Consider the following 16,303-nt stretch of genomic DNA (forward strand, 5'->3'; position numbering starts at 1 on the left):
ATAGAAATGAAAATAAAAAAAATACTATTCAGCATATTTGCCGCTCTTGTTGTAATGATTTCAATATTCCTTTATATGAATAGGGATAAATTTGTCTATGTAGGTTCAGTAGATATTATTGAAGTCGATTGCAGCAAAAAACGTCAAATCCTGAGCGAAGTTTTCGAAAGTGACCAAAGGATTAGAAAAGCAAATGAACCCATCAAATACGCTAAAGAAGATCACAGGAATCAGGAATTAGTGATCAGCATTATTGAAAAGTGCGGTATGCCAACATTAAAAGAGGTGAGTCAAAAACAAATGGATGCAATCTGGTTGGGACTGCAACACAGTACTGAAGAAATCAGAAAAAAGTATTTTCCACAAATAGAGAAAGCGGTTAAAAATGGAGACTTATCTAAAGGACAGTATGCATTGATGAAAGACAGGATTTTAATGGACGAAGGAAAACCCCAAATTTATGGTTCACAAATAAAAAATGGTAAACTGTACACATTAGAAAATCCTGCAACGGTGAACGAAAGAAGAAAAGAAATGGGAATGGAACCAATAGAAGATTATTTAAAGTATTTCAATATTCAGTTCAATCCGAATTAAAAACAACTGTTTTTTTTAATCATTTTTCCTTTCAATTGATGCTAACTGGCGTGTTCAAGTTTATAAATTTGCTAACTTACTATAGTTTTATCTAGATCAATTTAATTTGTGGTTCGTTTTAATTATTCATGCAAATCGGAAATCCGGATGGCTTAACGAAAGTTCATGCCATCAACACGGAAGCAACCTTGAAAATTATGCGAATCAGTTTCCTGCTTTCTTTTGCCGGTGCAGCAACTTATGAACCTTTAGGAGCGTTTATGCTTGAGATTTTTCCGACAAAAATCCGTTATACCAGTATGGGATTTGCACAGAATATGGGAAATGGTTTCATCGGTGGTGCAACAACCTTTGTCACTGAATTTATCAAAACTTCCTTTGCGGTGAGCGTATTTATGGCACTGTTTATCGGGCTCGTTTATCCAATATTTCTGGTGGTTCTGGCGATTTATCGTGAATGTTTTGTTCATTCCTGAAAAGTATAAGACGGATCTGACTGAAGAAGAAAATGTAGATACTGCAAATGCTGCTAAGGCAAACCAAAGTCTTTAAAAGATTTAAATTTTCATTTAATCCTATTTAACTGAAGTGCAGCGTTTGTCTGCACTTTTTTTGTTGAGAAACGAAATTTTCACATTCAGATTCCTTAAAATTATCTTTATATCATTAGTTTTGTGTTTTATCAATTCAGAAATTCTTCAGAAGAATCAATTATGAAATCGCCATGATTTGCAAATACAAACGATGACAGCGATTCCATAATTTGTCCCGACCATTCGGGATGACTGGTAAAAAAGAATAAGTAAATACATATGAAAATCTCAACTATAAAAATAGTCACCATATTAGGTTTGTCTGCATCATTAAGTGTTTCCTGTGCTGCGAAAAACAATGCCGTAAAAAATACGCCTGCAAAAGCAGTAAAACCTATTAAGAATATTGCAAAACCATCAGATTCTATCACATTTAATACTCCTCCAAAAGCAGTTGAGGAAGATCTGAAAGTCAACCTACCGGCCATCAAACGGGAATTCCGTGGAGCTTGGATTGCGAGTGTTGCCAATATCAACTGGCCTTCAAGAAATAATTTATCAGTCGAGCAGCAAAAAGCTGAGGCTATCAATATGTTGAATATGCTTCAGGAAAATAATTTTAATGCGGTGATTTTTCAGGCGCGTCCTTCTGCAGATGCTTTGTACACCAGCGAACTGGAGCCGTGGTCGTATTTTCTGACAGGTAAAACAGGTGAGCCGCCTTATCCGAACTATGATCCTTTGCAGTTTTGGATCGAAGAATCCCACAAACGCGGTATGGAGCTTCATGTCTGGCTCAATCCTTACAGAGCGCATCATTCCAACGGTGGGGCGATGACAGGTCTTTCGATGGCCAATAAATTATCAGATATCACCATCAGATTAAAAAACGGAATGTACTGGTTTGATCCTGCCAATCCGAAAACGCAGTCTCATGTTTCAAATGTTGTGAAAGATATTGTGAAAAGATATGATCTGGATGCCATTCATTTTGATGATTATTTTTATCCTTATGCGACTTACAATAACGGTAGAGATTTTCCGGATTCCGCAAGCTGGAACGCTTATGTAAATTCCGGCGGAACACTTTCACGGGCAGACTGGAGAAGAGATAGTGTGAATCAGTTTGTAGAAAGAATTTACAAGGAAATCCATGCGGAGAAAAATCACGTCCGTTTCGGAATCAGTCCGTTTGGAATCTGGAAGCCAGGCTATCCCGCAGGGATTGTAGGATCTTCGCAATATGACGAGCTGTTTGCTGACGCAAAATTATGGTTAAATAAAGGCTGGGTAGATTATTTTTCTCCGCAATTGTACTGGCCTATTGAATCAAAAGGTCAGGCTTTCGGGCCTCTTTTGGAATGGTGGAAATCTGAAAATACCATGAACCGCCATCTTTGGCCTGGACTGAATACTGTTGATATAAAAGTTTCAGACAGACCGACGGAAATAAAAAACCAAATCGAACTTTCCAGGCAGATTCTAGGTAATGACGCAGGCGAAATTCACTACAGTATTGCCGGCCTAACCAAAAATGCCAATATGCTGCCGACCCTTAAAAACGGCCCGTACGCAGAAAAAGCATTAGTCCCAAAAAGCCCATGGATAAAGACTGTTGTTGTAGAAAAACCAACTCTTTTCATCAACGACCTTGGCTCAGTAGTCAATGCCTCATGGAGTTCAAAAAAGATAGCTGCTGTTTCGCAATGGGTGCTTTTCAAACAATACAACGGTGTTTGGGAGACCGAAATTCTTACTTTAGAAAATCTCTCACAGCAAATCTCCAAAAGCAAAGATGGCAAAATCCTGAATGCGGTGGCAATCAAGGCAATTGACAGGCTTGGGAATGAGAGTGATTATTTTGCTAAAGCTATTGGGAAGAAATAATTTAGAAACTCAGGGTTTTCTCTGAGTTTTTTGTTGGAAGAAATAATTGGACGTTTTGAAAAACGTTTGCGAACTGTTATTATTCATTTAAGTTGAAAGTTCAATCAAGTAATTCCAATTGACTTTTATGTGTTAATTCCACTATTAAAAATTACTTTTTTGCGGCAGTTATTTTTCGTTGAATAATTTGTTGAGATTGTTTTCATATTTTCCGTTCATATCAATCCTCGTTATGTCATCAAGTGATAAGAGGATAAATTTTCTGTCTAAGGAAGATTTAGTTCCAAACTCATTTATTACAATTGAATTTTCGTCCATTTCATGAATTCGTCCTATAAAGGAGATGCTTTTGTCAATGTCCTGAATATAAACTGTTAGATGATTGTAAAGTTGGTTTACACTTTTTAAAATTGTCTGAGTTGATGTTAAGTCAATGCTTAATTTTTTTGCTTGCCTTTTTGTTACATCAATAAGTTTTGCAACACTTTCAATATCATTTCCAGCCCACCTGATTCTTGTAATATTATGTCGTAAAAAAATTGTAAAACCGTCATAATTACATTCATCATCAAATTTTTCGATGAGCAGAAAATCATCATTAAAATCAATTACAAAACCATAGTAAGATTCATCATAATGGCCGGTGTAAAAGTCAGCTCAAGTATTTTCGTTCTTTAGTTTCTCTAAATATTTTGTATTCAAGTCCATTGTTATATAGTTTGATTTAGATCATCTCAGAATAATCTTATTTTTTCATGGTGAAACTTAATTCGTTTATCAAATCTGAGATATATGTAAAATCCTGCTGATTAAACTCTATATTTTCATCAATTTTTTTTCTCAATTTTTGAACTTCAAAGTGTAGAAAACCAGTTTCTGCTTCAATATTAATTTTATCTTCACCAAACCCGGTTTTTCTCCATTTTTCGATTGGTATTTTATGAAATGTACCTCTGTCGGAAAATGTAATTTCTGAAGTGTCGAATTTATTTTCAATCTGCTTCAATAGTGCATTAAAAATGTTTCTTAAGTCAGAAACATTTACGGAATCTCTGCTTTGAATAACATATTTCCTGCGAGCTTCAAAATATTCATTTTTCTCAAAATAATAATGTATTAAAAACTCTGTTAATTCATCTTCAGAATCAAAATAAATATGAAAGTCGCCCGGCCCGGGTCCTGGAACCCAGTCCCAGCATGAAGCTGAAAAACTATTTTTGTCTTTCGAAATCTGAATTATTGGACAATCAGAATACAAATCTTGATCATTGAAACCAAAAGGTATTTTCAATTCTTTATTTTCCGGCAAAAAATTTCCGCTTAAGCCTTTGGGCTTTATTATGCTTAATCTACTTTTATTATCACCTGAAATTTTTAACCCTTTCGATTTTAATTTATCTATGTTTTTATTATCAAGCATATTTTTTAAAATTACCGCTAATATCCTGCCTCACGCAACTCATCAATGCAAACTATTATTTATTAAAAATAATTAAATTAAGACAAGCTGCAAATTTTATTTTAATCTGAAGATTTACTTTTTTTTAAAATTTTAAATTTCATGACCCTTCCTTTTTTTTTACAAAAACATTGTAGTTTCGCAACATCCAAATTTTAAATCTAAACCAATGAAGCCAGGTTTTAAAACTAAAGTATTGAAAAGAGTATTGATTCCATTGTTGATCGTGGCAATTGGGATTTTGGCTTTTGTATTTTACCAGAAGAAAATGCGTTATAATTTGGTAACTATTTCAGAAAATAAAGTTTACAATTCTGGTGTGGTTCCTCCGCATCAGTTGGAAGATTTTGTGGATGACCATCAAATTAAAACGATTGTCGATTTGAGGGATGGTTTAATACAGACTGAACTTAATCCTGAAAATAAAAATCAGGTGAATGCAGAAGAGTTGGCAGCAAACAAAATCTCAGGAATCAAGTATTATAATCTTCCTACAGACCAGCTTCCCGCGGATTCTACGGTACAGAAGTTTTTGACAATAATGGATGATCCAAAAAATTATTCGGTTTTGATTCACTGTCATCATGGGGTGGGGCGGTCACGTTTGTTCAGCTCCATCTACAGAATCGAATATGAGAATTTCACGAATGATGATGCCAGAAAAAAGGCAAGATTATTTTGGGAATTCGGCACCAACTTTTCGAAAAGTTCAGAAAAAGGTGCTTATCTGATGAATTATAAGAAAAGAGACCAATAAATAATATCAGTTACTTTCTTTTGGAAGATTTTCTCACACAAATCTGAGGTGCCAAAACCACTTTTTTCTCCACAGAAACGCCTGATGAATTGTCTTTGATATGATCCAGAAAAACCTGACCCGCCATATTTCCCATAATCACGGGAGTCTGATCCACCGAGCTCATCGGAAGCTCCATAAATTGGGTGAAAGGCTCATTTGAGAAACCGATTACAGCCACTTCCTGAGGAATTTTTATTTTCCGTTTTTTCAATTCCTGGCAAGCACCCAAGGCAGCAAAATCACTGGCAGAAAATATTGCATCAGGAATCGACTGGCTTCCCCATAAAGTTTTTATAGCCTCAATTCCGGCATCGATCGAACTTCCTGTGGAAATGATGTTTTCCTCTTTTACCTGAAAGTTGTGATCGATTAAAGCCTGTTTGTAGCCACTCAGACGGTTTCTGTAAATCTCCAGGTTCTGGTCTCCGGAAAAGTGACAGATATTCTTGTAACCTTCGGAAATCAGATGTTCAGTCGCCATATATCCGCCACGGTAATCATCAATGGTCACTGTACTTATGCCTGAGATATCTTTCTTTCTGTCGAAAAATATTATTGGTGTATTTGAAGTATTTAAAATGTGTTCAATGTGTTCTGTATCCACAGTTGTACGCGAAACCGACATGAAAATTCCGTCAACCTGAGCGTTAAGCAAAGTGTTTAAATGCTTTTTTTCAATATTTACATCTTCATGACTTTGACAGATAATCACATGATAACCCTGCACTGAGAGCTCCTCTTCAATTCCGCGGATGACAGACGAGAAAAAGTTGGTATTGATGTAGGGAACAATGATTCCGATGTTTTTCGTTTCACCGCTTTTAAGGGCTTTGGCAAGATTATTCTGCTTGTAGTTCATTTCCTTGGCAGTTTTCACCACCAGCTCCTTTGTTGCCTGGCTGATTCTCGGGTGGTTGTTTAATGCCCTTGAAACCGTTGCCACACTTACATTCAGCTTTCTCGATATATCATAAATGGTGGCGTTTTTTTTTGTCATGTGTATTATGGAATAACGTTTAAATTTCCCTTTAATAATCCTTTTGCAGAATGGTGGTAAATTTAATCAAATAAACAGTATCGCAATACAGGACGGAAGAAATTTATCATTTATTTGTACATGTCTTTATCAGGAAATCAAATTTTAAGAGATTCAAGATATAAAATTCAAAGCTCAATTTATAGCATCACAGTAATAATGTATTGATACTAAAAAAGTAATTATTTAAAACTTTAACTAGTGTGATGTGAAAAATGAAAAAGAGCGTCAAAAAATGACACTCTTTCAAATATTGATATGAGCTAAATTTTATTTCTCCCAAACCTTCTCAATCTCCTCCAAAGATTTTCCTTTCGTTTCAGGAACCCATTTCCAGACAAAGAACAGCGATAAAACACTCATCACCCCGTAAAATCCGTAGGTAAAAGCGCCGCTGAATTCCATCATAAAAGGATAAGTAGATGAAATTAAATAATTGGCTGCCCATTGTGCGGCAACAGCAATCGCAATCGCACTTCCTCGGATTTTATTAGGGAAAATTTCTGAGATTAAAACCCAGCAGATAGGTCCCCATGACATCATAAATGAAGCTGTGTAAACGATGATGAATACCAAAGTTGCAATTCCGATGATTTGATAGTAGGATAAAACTGCGATCGCAAACATACCAATTGCCATACCAACCGAACCGACGATTAACAAAGGTTTTCTTCCCCATTTATCAACCGTGAAAATAGCGATAACGGTGAAGATTACATTCACCAATCCCATCACAACAGTCTGCAGCATTGATGAATCTTTGTGAACACCCATGCTTTCGAAGATTCTTGGAGCATAATATAAAGCCACATTAATTCCCACAAACTGCTGGAAAACAGAAAGCAAAATCCCAATCACAATCACGGTTTTCCCGAAGGCGAAAATTTCACTTTTATGCTCTACAACGGTGCTTTTTATCTCAGAGAAAATTTCTTTTCCACGGGCTTCACCATTGATTTTGGTTAAAATTTTCAGCGCTTCTGCGTCTTTGTTTACGAATGTCAGATAACGCGGTGTTTCAGGTACGAAAAATAAAAGGATTCCGAACAGGGCAGAAGGAATTGTTAAAGACAAAAACATATATCTCCATCCGATTTCGTTGATCCATTCTACGGTTTGTCCACTCGCAATGCCCCAGTTCACAAAGTAAACCACGAGCATCCCGAAAATAATGGCAAACTGATTCAGAGAAACCAGTTTACCACGTATTTCGGCAGGTGCAATCTCGCCAATGTACATCGGGCAGACCGCCGAAGCCAAGCCCACACCGATTCCACCGATGATCCTATAAAAATTAAATGCCAGCAAAACACCCATTGAATGTTCGCCGTGTTTGAAGAATAAAAACTCAGGATACGCCGCTCCCAAAGCACTGATGAAGAACAGAAATGCTGAAAGCATCAATGATTTTTTTCTTCCCAGCTTCGTGGAGATCATCCCGGAAATAGCGCCACCGATGATGCATCCGATCAATGCACTTGAGATGGTGGCTCCGTGGGCCAATGAACTCAATCCCAAAGGAATAATAAGATATTCCTGAATTGATTTTTCGGCTCCCGAAATTACTGCCGTGTCGTATCCAAACAAAAGTCCTCCCAAAGTGGCAACCAATGTGAGTACTGTAACGTACAGCATATTGATCTGCGCCTTTGTTCCTGAAGAATATTTAGGACCGGAATCTATTATTTGCATAGTTTGATTTAGTTTTAATTGTTAAAAGTTTCTAGACATGATATTTTTTTTAACCGCAAAAGAATCAAAAGAATTCGCGGCATTTTAGCTTATTCAAAAGATGGCAAAACGAATGTTTTAAAAGTTTTTTTACATTTTTGCAGACTTTTGATTAGCTGTTTTTCGATTATTTCTTTTGAACCTTTTGCGGTAAAAGAAAATAGTCGATTGGTATCATGCATTCATATAAAATTACAAATACTGATTGATAATACTCTCCAAATATTCCTGCTTTCCGCTTTCTCTACCAACTTCTCCAAGACCTTGAGCGTAAGTGGCAAGATCGGTTAAAGATAAGCTTCCGTTTTCGAAATCTTTTCCTTTTCCGGAGTCGAAAGAAGAATATCTGTTGGTTCTGATTTCAGAATATTTTGATTTCTCTAAAATTTTATCAGCAGCTAAGAAAGATCGTGCAAAGTTGTCCATTCCGCTGATGTGAGCGATGAAGATATCTTCTAAATCTGTAGAATTTCTTCTGATTTTAGCGTCGAAATTAACTCCACCACCCTGGAAACCTCCAGCCTGAATAATCACCAACATTGCCTGAGTCATTTCGTACAAATCAACCGGGAACTGGTCCGTATCCCAACCATTCTGGTAATCTCCTCTGTTCGCGTCAATGCTTCCCAAAACATTGTTGTCAGCAGCCACTTGAAGTTCGTGCTCGAAAGTGTGTTGTGCTAAAGTTGCGTGGTTAACTTCAAGATTTAATTTAAAATCATTCAATAGATCGTACTGACGAAGGAAGTTTAAACACGTTGCCGCATCAAAGTCATACTGATGTTTTGTAGGCTCCATCGGTTTTGGCTCGATGAAGAATGTTCCTTTAAATCCCTGAGCTCTTGCATAATCCTTAGCCATGTGTAAAAACTTAGCCATGTGCTCCTGCTCACGCTTCATATTGGTGTTTAGAAGAGACATATAACCTTCACGGCCACCCCAGAATACATAGTTTTCTCCACCTAATTTGATCGTTGCATCCAAAGCATTTTTTACCTGTCCGCCAGCGTAAGCCAAAACGTCAAAAGAAGGATTGGTTGCTGCACCGTTCATAAATCTTGGATGCGAAAAACAGTTGGATGTTCCCCAAAGTAATTTCACTCCGGAAGCTGCCTGCTTTTCTTTAGCATAATCGGTAATGAATTCTAATCTTTTTGTAGATTCTAAAAAGTTATCTGCCTCGTCAATCAAATCATAATCGTGGAAACAGTAGTAAGGAACACCCAGTTTTGTGAAAAATTCGAAAGCGGCATCCATTTTTTCTGTTGCTCTCTGTTTTTCATCAGAAGCGGTTAACCAGTCAAATTGCTGAGTTCCTGCACCGAACGGATCTCCACCGGTTGCGCAGAACGTGTGCCAGTAAGCAGAAGCAAACTTGAAATATTCTTTCATTGTTTTGCCACGAACAACCAAATTCTCATCGTAAAATTTGAATGCCAACGGATTGTCTGATTCTCTTCCCTCAAACTTGATTTTTTCTATCCCTTTAAAGTACTCTTTGTTTCCTAATGTAACTGACATATTTTTTATATTTTAAATTTATTGTAACCGATTGCATTTTACAGTATTATTTTCTCAAATACTTTTCATAAAATTTACACTATATTTCTTTAAAACCAGAAATTGATGTGGTTTAAACTAAATGTAAAAATTCTCTGATTAAAAACGAACATTAGCAAAAAAAATATAATTTTCTCATCTGGTTTTTATATAAATCCTTTATTAATAGGGTTTTGTGGAATTGATATTAATCAGAAGTAAATTCAATTTAAAGCCAATATTAAATTTTCAACTCACGAAAAATATCTTCAACATTCTCGGAATTTCACTTTTTTAATAATTTTAATTAGTGAAAAAAGGAAATAATTGAATAGGCTTATCATAAAAAATACGATAAATGTAACTGCGACATTTATCGTATTTAAATTTAATTTATTTTTTATAATAGTTATTATAGAATTACAACCTACATAACATAATTTTGATTCTTGTTCTTTTGCCTTGAAGCAAAAGAACCAAAAATTCAAGACTGGAAACTCGGCTAAAATTTTAAAATTTTTCCTAAAACTTCCTAAACTCGGGCGGAAACAACGAGTTTAGCATTTAAAATAAATTTTTGCCGCCACTCAGACAAAGGAAGTTTTTTAACGGAAATATTTTTAAATTTCTTAACGCCTCCGTTTCCTAAGTCAATCGAATACTTATTAACGTGATATAGTAAAACTTACTAAGAAACTTTCCACGCCGCTTCCAAAGCAAGCTCAATCATTGGTTTCAAAGCTGTTTCTCTTTGGTCCGCTGAGATCATTTCTTTGGTCGGAATAATATCTGAAACGGTAAGAATAGTCGCTGCATTTTTACCTAAATGTTTTGCATTGGCAAATAATCCGAAAGCCTCCATTTCCACTGCCGGACAATTGTATTTCTCAGCAATAGCAGGCACTGCGGGATCTTTTCTGTAGAAAATATCGCTGCTGTGGATATTCGTAGCTCTGGTTTTCAAACCTAATTCTTCAGCAGTTTCATTGATGATGCTGTAGATATTTCCCTGGTTTGAAAGGATTTCTTCTTCAAATCCCCATGCATATTTTGCATACGTGCTTTCGCTGGCCGCATTTTCTACATTCAGAAGATCAAATAATGCGACATCAGAAGAATATCCTCCACAGGTACCGATTCTGATGATGGTTTCCACTTCATATTCTGTGTAAAGTTCGAAAGAATAAATTCCGATGCTTGGGAAACCCATTCCGCTCGCTCCGACTGTGATTTCCTTACCCTTATAAGTTCCGGTATAGTATAAAATACCTCTGGTTTGGCTGACTAATTTTGGGTTTTCAAGAAAGTTTTCTGCAATATATTTCGCTCTCAAAGGATCTCCCGGCTGCAGAACTACTTTTGCAATTTCTCCTTTTTTAGCGCTGATGTGTATGCTCATACTGTTGTTTTAATGGTAGCAAAGATAATCATTTATGCTGTTTATTTTAAGTTAGTATAGCTCTTTACATTTCTTAAAACAAAAGATTTAAAATAGGAGATGTGAAAAAGGGTATATCGACTTCGAATTAAAAATAATTGTTGATTGAATAATGTTTAGCTACAATTTTTTATAAAGCTCAATGTTAATGTGATTATTATAATTTTCCAGCTGTTTTTTAGCGTATGCTCTTTCTTCTTTTGTCCTTTCGATGATGAGTGATTTGTTGCCATTTTCATCATAACTTTCCCCACTCAGCAAACCGGGGTTCATCTGCATAAACTGTTCGGTTCCACCCAAAGGCTGTTTTCTGTAATCATTCCACTTTTTGTTGAAAGATTTTGCATCAATTTTTACCGGGACAAAATAAGGCCTTATATAAATGCCAGTAGAGCCTGCAGGTATTTTGTAATTGGCTTTTAAAGTGAATGTATGGTGATTTTTTGTATCATTAATCTGAACAATAATTCCCGGCAGTCCAGAAAAAACATAAGGTCCCTGCTGAACAGGAATTTCTCGGGTAAACCATGCTTCCCAAATTCTTCCGCCATAATGAAGATTTGCTTTTTGGCAGAGATAGCCTTCAATGGTTTTCGTTTCTTTTGAAAGTTGCCATTTAAAACTATTGTTCATTTCAATTTTAAATGGCTGAATGCCGATGTACTCGATTGTAGAGGTGAGTTCTTTGGTTTTAGAGGTTTTATTCTGATAAATTCCATCAGGTAATTTGATGTTGGCCTGACTCTGATTATTGTTTATGGCAAAAGCGATTGCGGAATCTTTTTTGGCGGTCACATCACTCAAAAATTCCGAATGGTCAGCAAAAACATCCAGTCTAGTCAGTTCTGTAATCACGCTGTCTCCTTTAGCAGAATTGGGGACGAATTGATATGAATAAAGAAACCTGTGGCTTTGAGCAAAGATTGAAAACGGAATAAGAAGAATCAAAAGCGTAATTTTCAGATGCATGGTTTTATTATAAAGAATTTCTTCTTCAAAACTATGCAATAATACACTTTCAGGTGTGTTAAATAGTGATAAATTAAATGTTTTGAACGTTAAATATTTTAAAGTTAATTTATGAACGTATTCAAAACCACAGAGATTTTGTTTTTTCGGATTCTATTTTAAGAATTGAAATCACCCCTCCACAATTTTTTTACGATGCTGAACACCCCAGTCCTTCAAATTGTTGATAATGGTTTTCAGTGTATTTCCATGATCAGTCAAAGTGTATTCTACCGTTACGGGTTGGGTACTGAACACGTTTCTGTGGATGAGTTTATTAAACTCCAGTTCCTTCAGTTCTTTGCTGAGCATCCGGTTTGAAATTCCGTCTATATCATTCAGAATATCCGAAAACCTTCTTTTGTTGTAATAGCAGATAGAAGAGATGACGGCAATCTTCCATTTGCCGTGAAGAACGTCCATAGAATCCTGTACTGCACGCATTTCTTTTTTATATTCCTGCTGAAAATCTTTTGCCTGACACTCCATATTGTTACCTTGTTACACCGTTGTTACTGTTATTTTTTGGTACAAAGTTACTAAAAGTAACTAAATGATGATACATTTGTCATCAGAAATAACAAAACATATTTTAACATGAATTTTACAGACAAAAATGTAGTCATTACCGGTGGAAGTACAGGAATAGGATTTGCAACTGCGAAAGCTTTTATCGAAGCGGGAGCCAACGTTTTGATTACAGGGAGAAACGCCGACAATCTGAAAAAAGCGGCAGAAAGAATCAATAATCCAAAACTGAAAACTTTAGTTTCAGATACTTCAAATTTAGCTGGAATTGCTGTACTCGAAAACCATGTTGCAGAAAGCGGAAACAAAGTAGATGTCCTTTTTCTGAATGCAGGAACAGCCGTTTTTACACCGATTTAGCTGGAATTGCTGTACTCGAAAACCATGTTGCAGAAAGCGGAAACAAAGTAGATGTCCTTTTTCTGAATGCAGGAACAGCCGTTTTTACACCGATTGAACAGACTACTGAGGAAGATTTTGATCATCAGTTTAATACGAATGTGAAAGGATATTATTTTACTTTACAAAAAATGATTCCGCATTTTACGGAAGGTTCTTCGGTAGTATTTAATTCATCAACGGTAGCTACAACCGCTCAGATGTACGGAAGTGTTTATTCTGCAACCAAAGGTGCGGTAAATAAAATTGCCCAGATCGCAGCCAATGAGCTGGCAGAAAGAAAAATCAGAGTGAATATTGTGAGTCCGGGACCTACAAAAACAGAAGGTTTTGACAAAGCTGTTCCAAGTCTGGACATGCAGAATGAGTTTGTCAAATCTGTGGCATTGGGAAGAATGGGTGATCCTTCAGAGATTGCTAAGGCTGTACTTTTCTTAGCTTCAGATCACGCAAGCTTTATTACAGGAACCGAATTGCTGGTTGATGGTGGTGCGATAGGCTATCTCTTGAAATAGCAGTATTCAAATTTAAAAATAAACAACCGCTAAGTGTGATGCTTTGCGGTTGTCTGTTTTAAGATTATTTTATCATGAGCCATTTTTCGGCTTCCTCTATTACTTCATCTTCGGGCGTAGTTTTTAAATTTTCCACGTAAACATCAGGTCTTATTTTGTCTGTATACACTTTTCCCGTTCTGTCGGCTGAGGTACTGGTCGCCAGATTGAAATTCGCTCCGTTGGAAAGCGTGAAAGTTCCGTTGGCGGTAATATATCCCATCGAATCTTTCCCGAAAGTCTTTACATTTGGTAGTCCAATCAAAGAAAGGGCGGTCATTTCTCCGCTGCTTGCAGTATATTCATTGATGAGAACGGCAATTTTCAAGTTCGGATTTTTAATTTTATAATCACTGATTTTTGCTTTGCTTCCAACCATTCTTCCGTTTCTGGTAAGCCACGGAGATTTATAATTCGGAGCAACAAAATATCCAACGATTCCGTCTTCAGTAAGGGCATTCAGACCTGCTACCATTGGCCACATATTGCCGCCCATATTATTACGGAGATCCACTATCCAGCCCGTCACCGTATTTTCGCTGTCCAGTCTTTTGATTTCAGAGCGGATGGTTTCGGCGAAGACAAGGTCTTTCTGGTTGTCGTAATTGCTGCAGGCCGGAACTTTTATCATGGCAATACCGTTCCCGAGATATTTTCCTTCAGGTTTTACGATCAGCGGTTGCTGACCTCGTTCTTCCATTATACTTTTTGTAATAAAAAAAGAGTGGTTATCGCCAGCGGCTTTAAGCTGATCCAAATAATAGTCAAACAGAATTTTCTGACTCACCGAATCATTTTCAGTTAACGGGAGTTTAGTCAGTTCCGCATCTATTTTTTTCCAGTCCAGAGAATCGGAATATAAAGCCTTCTTTTTAATCAGATTATAAATTTCCGTCTGCAGTTTAAGCGTTTTTTTGCTTGCCTTTGAAGAATTCTGCTGTCCGAAAATAATTGCTGAAATAAGGAAAGAAATTAATAATACCGGTCTGAACATGTAATTTGAGTTTTATATTAAATTGAATTTTAGCACCGCAAAACTATTAAATAAAACACTTTTCGGTGTAATAAAGTTTGTTAAATAAATTTCAAAGAAAATTATCTTGTTCACCTGACGCTTGAAGGATATTTAATTTTTTCAGCATTCTTTTTTTGTTAATTTTGAAAGATGTTGTTGAGCAGAAAACAACGTCTTTGAATTAATTTTAAATTCCAAACCCTTGAAAAATTATCTCTTTCTCGCCGCCGCCATCCTTTGTGAAACCATCGGAACATCATTTTTAAAGAAGACCGAACAGTTCACAAAACCCCTTCCAACCATTGTATTTGTAGTTGCAATGACAGCATCATTTTACCTCCTTACATTTGCCTTGAAAGGAATTCCGATTGGCATTGCGTATGCCATTTGGTCTGCAGTTGGAATTGTTTTGATTTCCTTAGTAGGATATTTTGTATACAAACAAACTTTAGATTTACCTGCCATTCTTGGGATGGGACTCATCGTTGCGGGTGTGGTGATTATCAATCTTTTCTCAAAATCGGGAGCACATTAGAGATAAGGTTAAGGTTAAGGTTAAGGTTGAAAGTCAGCATACTAAATTAGAAAATGTGCCGCCACCTTAATGAATATCTTCAGATATTTCCTTAAAAAAACTTAACAACTCAAGTTACTTAATGGTTCAAAGGATTAGTACACAAGACAGAAAATTAAAGATTTTCAAAACTTATGTAATCTAAAAATATACGCAGACAATTAAAACTAAAACTATGTCACTCATGTGTCAAAACAATTACATCTCTCATCTTATTTTCAAAATCCGGAGCGTATTGAATTGTTCAGACAATAAAGCACTTAAGTCACATTAGTTAATTTATTATATTGAAAACAATTAGAACACATCAGAGAAAATCAAAGATTTTCAAAACTTATGTGATCTAAAAATATACGCAGACAATTAAAACTAAAACTATGTGACTCATGTGTCAAAAAGTTTACATCTTTCCATCTGTTTTTTATTAAAACTGATCGTGTCTAAATTATTTTAGTTTTCTGTAAATCAATATTTCTTCATCTCAGAAATATCATTATTTTTGTTTAATGATGGAAAATAAGTCCCCTTTTTTAGATACGCTCTTTCTGCTCCGAAAAGAAGGCACAATGACCATTTTTGCCGACATTCAGGAAATTTCTAAAAAGGAAGAAGAAGATGCTGCCACATATTTTGAATCCGAATTTGAAAAAGAAAGACTGAATTTTTTATCAGACGAAATTCCTTTCAACAAAGATGCTGCTGTCTGGGCGGGAAAAGTTTTGTATCACAGTGCCCAACTGTATTTAATCAGAAAAGACACGGCAGAGGATTTACAGAAATTATTACCACCTTTTCACGGCTTGAAAGATGTTTCAGCGGTTCTGTCGGCAGACTTATCATTAAGATTTTTACCGCAAATCAGGGATGCACTTCATGTGGCAGACGCTGCAGATCCGGTGGTGAAAATACTGGATGAAATTTTAGTACAGTTTCATTATTCAGCCATTGGCTCAGATGTGAATCCCGAAAAATTAATTTGGGAAGATGGTTTAAAAGATAAAACTTACAGAAAATTATACCTCGAAAGGATAGTTGAGAAGAAAGCTTACAAACTGGCAGAAATTCCCTACATCAATCAACTGTTGATGGCAGAATTTGGAATGTACAAGGATGTTTTCTGGAGAGATTTACAAATCATAAATAAAGAATCAGAAAAGCCACAAAATGGCAAAATCAACAGCACAGGGTAAAGCCTTGTGACAGATT

The 16,303-nt window shown here is 36.0% G+C and carries 17 protein-coding genes; 8 read left to right on the forward strand and 9 right to left on the reverse strand.

The window, feature by feature from the left end:
• Positions 1 to 75: 75 nt before the first annotated feature.
• The 3 genes from NG809_RS13470 to NG809_RS13480 all read left to right on the forward strand — a co-directional run bounded on the left by NG809_RS13470 (position 76) and on the right by NG809_RS13480 (position 3,017).
• Complete coding sequence (locus NG809_RS13470) at positions 76 to 597, forward strand: DUF6624 domain-containing protein (RefSeq protein ID WP_262151449.1); 522 nt, start codon at positions 76 to 78, stop codon at positions 595 to 597.
• 128 nt (positions 598 to 725) lie between these two features.
• Positions 726 to 1,073 (forward strand): hypothetical protein, encoded by a 348-nt coding sequence (locus NG809_RS13475; protein ID WP_262151451.1) that lies wholly within the window; start codon positions 726 to 728, stop codon positions 1,071 to 1,073.
• A gap of 336 nt (positions 1,074 to 1,409) precedes the next feature.
• Positions 1,410 to 3,017 (forward strand): glycoside hydrolase family 10 protein, encoded by a 1,608-nt coding sequence (locus NG809_RS13480; protein ID WP_262151453.1) that lies wholly within the window; start codon positions 1,410 to 1,412, stop codon positions 3,015 to 3,017.
• A 168-nt stretch (positions 3,018 to 3,185) separates the two neighbouring features.
• Here NG809_RS13480 and NG809_RS13485 read toward each other — a convergent pair whose 3' ends face one another.
• Positions 3,186 to 3,335 (reverse strand): hypothetical protein, encoded by a 150-nt coding sequence (locus NG809_RS13485; RefSeq protein WP_262151455.1) that lies wholly within the window; start codon positions 3,333 to 3,335, stop codon positions 3,186 to 3,188.
• A 427-nt stretch (positions 3,336 to 3,762) separates the two neighbouring features.
• Positions 3,763 to 4,308 (reverse strand): hypothetical protein, encoded by a 546-nt coding sequence (locus NG809_RS13490; protein WP_262151457.1) that lies wholly within the window; start codon positions 4,306 to 4,308, stop codon positions 3,763 to 3,765.
• Between the two features lie 337 nt (positions 4,309 to 4,645).
• Here NG809_RS13490 and NG809_RS13495 point away from each other — a divergent pair, with 337 nt between their 5' ends.
• Positions 4,646 to 5,233 (forward strand): dual specificity protein phosphatase family protein, encoded by a 588-nt coding sequence (locus tag NG809_RS13495; protein WP_262151459.1) that lies wholly within the window; start codon positions 4,646 to 4,648, stop codon positions 5,231 to 5,233.
• Between the two features lie 10 nt (positions 5,234 to 5,243).
• Here NG809_RS13495 and NG809_RS13500 read toward each other — a convergent pair whose 3' ends face one another.
• From NG809_RS13500 to NG809_RS13525, 6 genes are all read right to left on the reverse strand, one after another.
• The gene (locus NG809_RS13500; protein WP_262151461.1) at positions 5,244 to 6,272 is read right to left on the reverse strand and encodes a LacI family DNA-binding transcriptional regulator; all 1,029 of its coding nucleotides are present in this window, start codon (positions 6,270 to 6,272) and stop codon (positions 5,244 to 5,246) included.
• Between the two features lie 309 nt (positions 6,273 to 6,581).
• The gene (gene xylE / locus NG809_RS13505) at positions 6,582 to 8,003 is read right to left on the reverse strand and encodes a D-xylose transporter XylE (protein WP_262151463.1); all 1,422 of its coding nucleotides are present in this window, start codon (positions 8,001 to 8,003) and stop codon (positions 6,582 to 6,584) included.
• Between the two features lie 231 nt (positions 8,004 to 8,234).
• The gene (gene xylA / locus NG809_RS13510) at positions 8,235 to 9,563 is read right to left on the reverse strand and encodes a xylose isomerase (RefSeq protein ID WP_262151465.1); all 1,329 of its coding nucleotides are present in this window, start codon (positions 9,561 to 9,563) and stop codon (positions 8,235 to 8,237) included.
• A gap of 706 nt (positions 9,564 to 10,269) precedes the next feature.
• Positions 10,270 to 10,980 carry a purine-nucleoside phosphorylase gene (gene deoD / locus NG809_RS13515; protein ID WP_262151467.1) on the reverse strand — a complete coding sequence of 237 codons (711 nt, stop codon included), beginning with the start codon at positions 10,978 to 10,980 and terminating at the stop codon, positions 10,270 to 10,272.
• A gap of 159 nt (positions 10,981 to 11,139) precedes the next feature.
• Complete coding sequence (locus tag NG809_RS13520) at positions 11,140 to 11,988, reverse strand: GLPGLI family protein (RefSeq protein WP_262151469.1); 849 nt, start codon at positions 11,986 to 11,988, stop codon at positions 11,140 to 11,142.
• Between the two features lie 171 nt (positions 11,989 to 12,159).
• Positions 12,160 to 12,516, reverse strand: a complete 357-nt coding sequence (locus NG809_RS13525) for a winged helix-turn-helix transcriptional regulator (protein ID WP_262151470.1) — start codon at positions 12,514 to 12,516, stop codon at positions 12,160 to 12,162.
• Positions 12,517 to 12,624: 108 nt separating this feature from the next.
• On the opposite strand from NG809_RS13525, the gene NG809_RS13530 reads away from it, so the two are divergent.
• Both NG809_RS13530 and NG809_RS13535 read left to right on the forward strand, forming a co-directional pair.
• Positions 12,625 to 12,915: an SDR family oxidoreductase gene (locus tag NG809_RS13530; RefSeq protein WP_262151472.1), complete on the forward strand. Its 291-nt coding sequence runs from the start codon at positions 12,625 to 12,627 to the stop codon at positions 12,913 to 12,915.
• A 62-nt stretch (positions 12,916 to 12,977) separates the two neighbouring features.
• Complete coding sequence (locus NG809_RS13535; protein WP_262152580.1) at positions 12,978 to 13,469, forward strand: SDR family oxidoreductase; 492 nt, start codon at positions 12,978 to 12,980, stop codon at positions 13,467 to 13,469.
• Between the two features lie 64 nt (positions 13,470 to 13,533).
• Here the strand turns inward: NG809_RS13535 and NG809_RS13540 are convergent, their stop codons facing one another.
• Positions 13,534 to 14,502 carry a S41 family peptidase gene (locus NG809_RS13540; RefSeq protein WP_262151474.1) on the reverse strand — a complete coding sequence of 323 codons (969 nt, stop codon included), beginning with the start codon at positions 14,500 to 14,502 and terminating at the stop codon, positions 13,534 to 13,536.
• A 223-nt stretch (positions 14,503 to 14,725) separates the two neighbouring features.
• Here NG809_RS13540 and NG809_RS13545 point away from each other — a divergent pair, with 223 nt between their 5' ends.
• Entirely contained in the window at positions 14,726 to 15,058 is a 333-nt protein-coding gene (locus tag NG809_RS13545) for a DMT family transporter (RefSeq protein ID WP_262151477.1), read from the forward strand.
• 548 nt (positions 15,059 to 15,606) lie between these two features.
• A complete protein-coding gene (locus tag NG809_RS13550; RefSeq protein ID WP_262151479.1) occupies positions 15,607 to 16,287 on the forward strand; it encodes a hypothetical protein in 681 nt (226 codons plus the stop codon).
• The last annotated feature ends 16 nt before the right edge of the window (positions 16,288 to 16,303 follow it).

Origin of the sequence: Chryseobacterium foetidum (genome assembly GCF_025457425.1) — a bacterium.
In the GTDB taxonomy this organism is placed as follows: Bacteria; Bacteroidota; Bacteroidia; order Flavobacteriales; family Weeksellaceae; genus Chryseobacterium; species Chryseobacterium foetidum.

Excerpts from the sequence above, each read along its gene's own strand:
- NG809_RS13470 (WP_262151449.1), top strand. The coding sequence starts at position 76 with ATGAATAGGGATAAATTTGTCTATGTAGGTTCAGTAGATATTATTGAA.
- NG809_RS13500 (WP_262151461.1), bottom strand. The coding sequence starts at position 6,272 with ATGACAAAAAAAAACGCCACCATTTATGATATATCGAGAAAGCTGAAT.
- NG809_RS13530 (WP_262151472.1), top strand. The coding sequence starts at position 12,625 with ATGAATTTTACAGACAAAAATGTAGTCATTACCGGTGGAAGTACAGGA.
- NG809_RS13480 (WP_262151453.1), top strand. The coding sequence starts at position 1,410 with ATGAAAATCTCAACTATAAAAATAGTCACCATATTAGGTTTGTCTGCA.
- NG809_RS13495 (WP_262151459.1), top strand. The coding sequence starts at position 4,646 with ATGAAGCCAGGTTTTAAAACTAAAGTATTGAAAAGAGTATTGATTCCA.
- xylA (WP_262151465.1), bottom strand. The coding sequence starts at position 9,563 with ATGTCAGTTACATTAGGAAACAAAGAGTACTTTAAAGGGATAGAAAAA.
- NG809_RS13540 (WP_262151474.1), bottom strand. The coding sequence starts at position 14,502 with ATGTTCAGACCGGTATTATTAATTTCTTTCCTTATTTCAGCAATTATT.
- NG809_RS13485 (WP_262151455.1), bottom strand. The coding sequence starts at position 3,335 with ATGGACGAAAATTCAATTGTAATAAATGAGTTTGGAACTAAATCTTCC.
- NG809_RS13550 (WP_262151479.1), top strand. The coding sequence starts at position 15,607 with ATGGAAAATAAGTCCCCTTTTTTAGATACGCTCTTTCTGCTCCGAAAA.
- deoD (WP_262151467.1), bottom strand. The coding sequence starts at position 10,980 with ATGAGCATACACATCAGCGCTAAAAAAGGAGAAATTGCAAAAGTAGTT.
- NG809_RS13525 (WP_262151470.1), bottom strand. The coding sequence starts at position 12,516 with ATGGAGTGTCAGGCAAAAGATTTTCAGCAGGAATATAAAAAAGAAATG.
- NG809_RS13520 (WP_262151469.1), bottom strand. The coding sequence starts at position 11,988 with ATGCATCTGAAAATTACGCTTTTGATTCTTCTTATTCCGTTTTCAATC.
- xylE (WP_262151463.1), bottom strand. The coding sequence starts at position 8,003 with ATGCAAATAATAGATTCCGGTCCTAAATATTCTTCAGGAACAAAGGCG.
- NG809_RS13475 (WP_262151451.1), top strand. The coding sequence starts at position 726 with ATGCAAATCGGAAATCCGGATGGCTTAACGAAAGTTCATGCCATCAAC.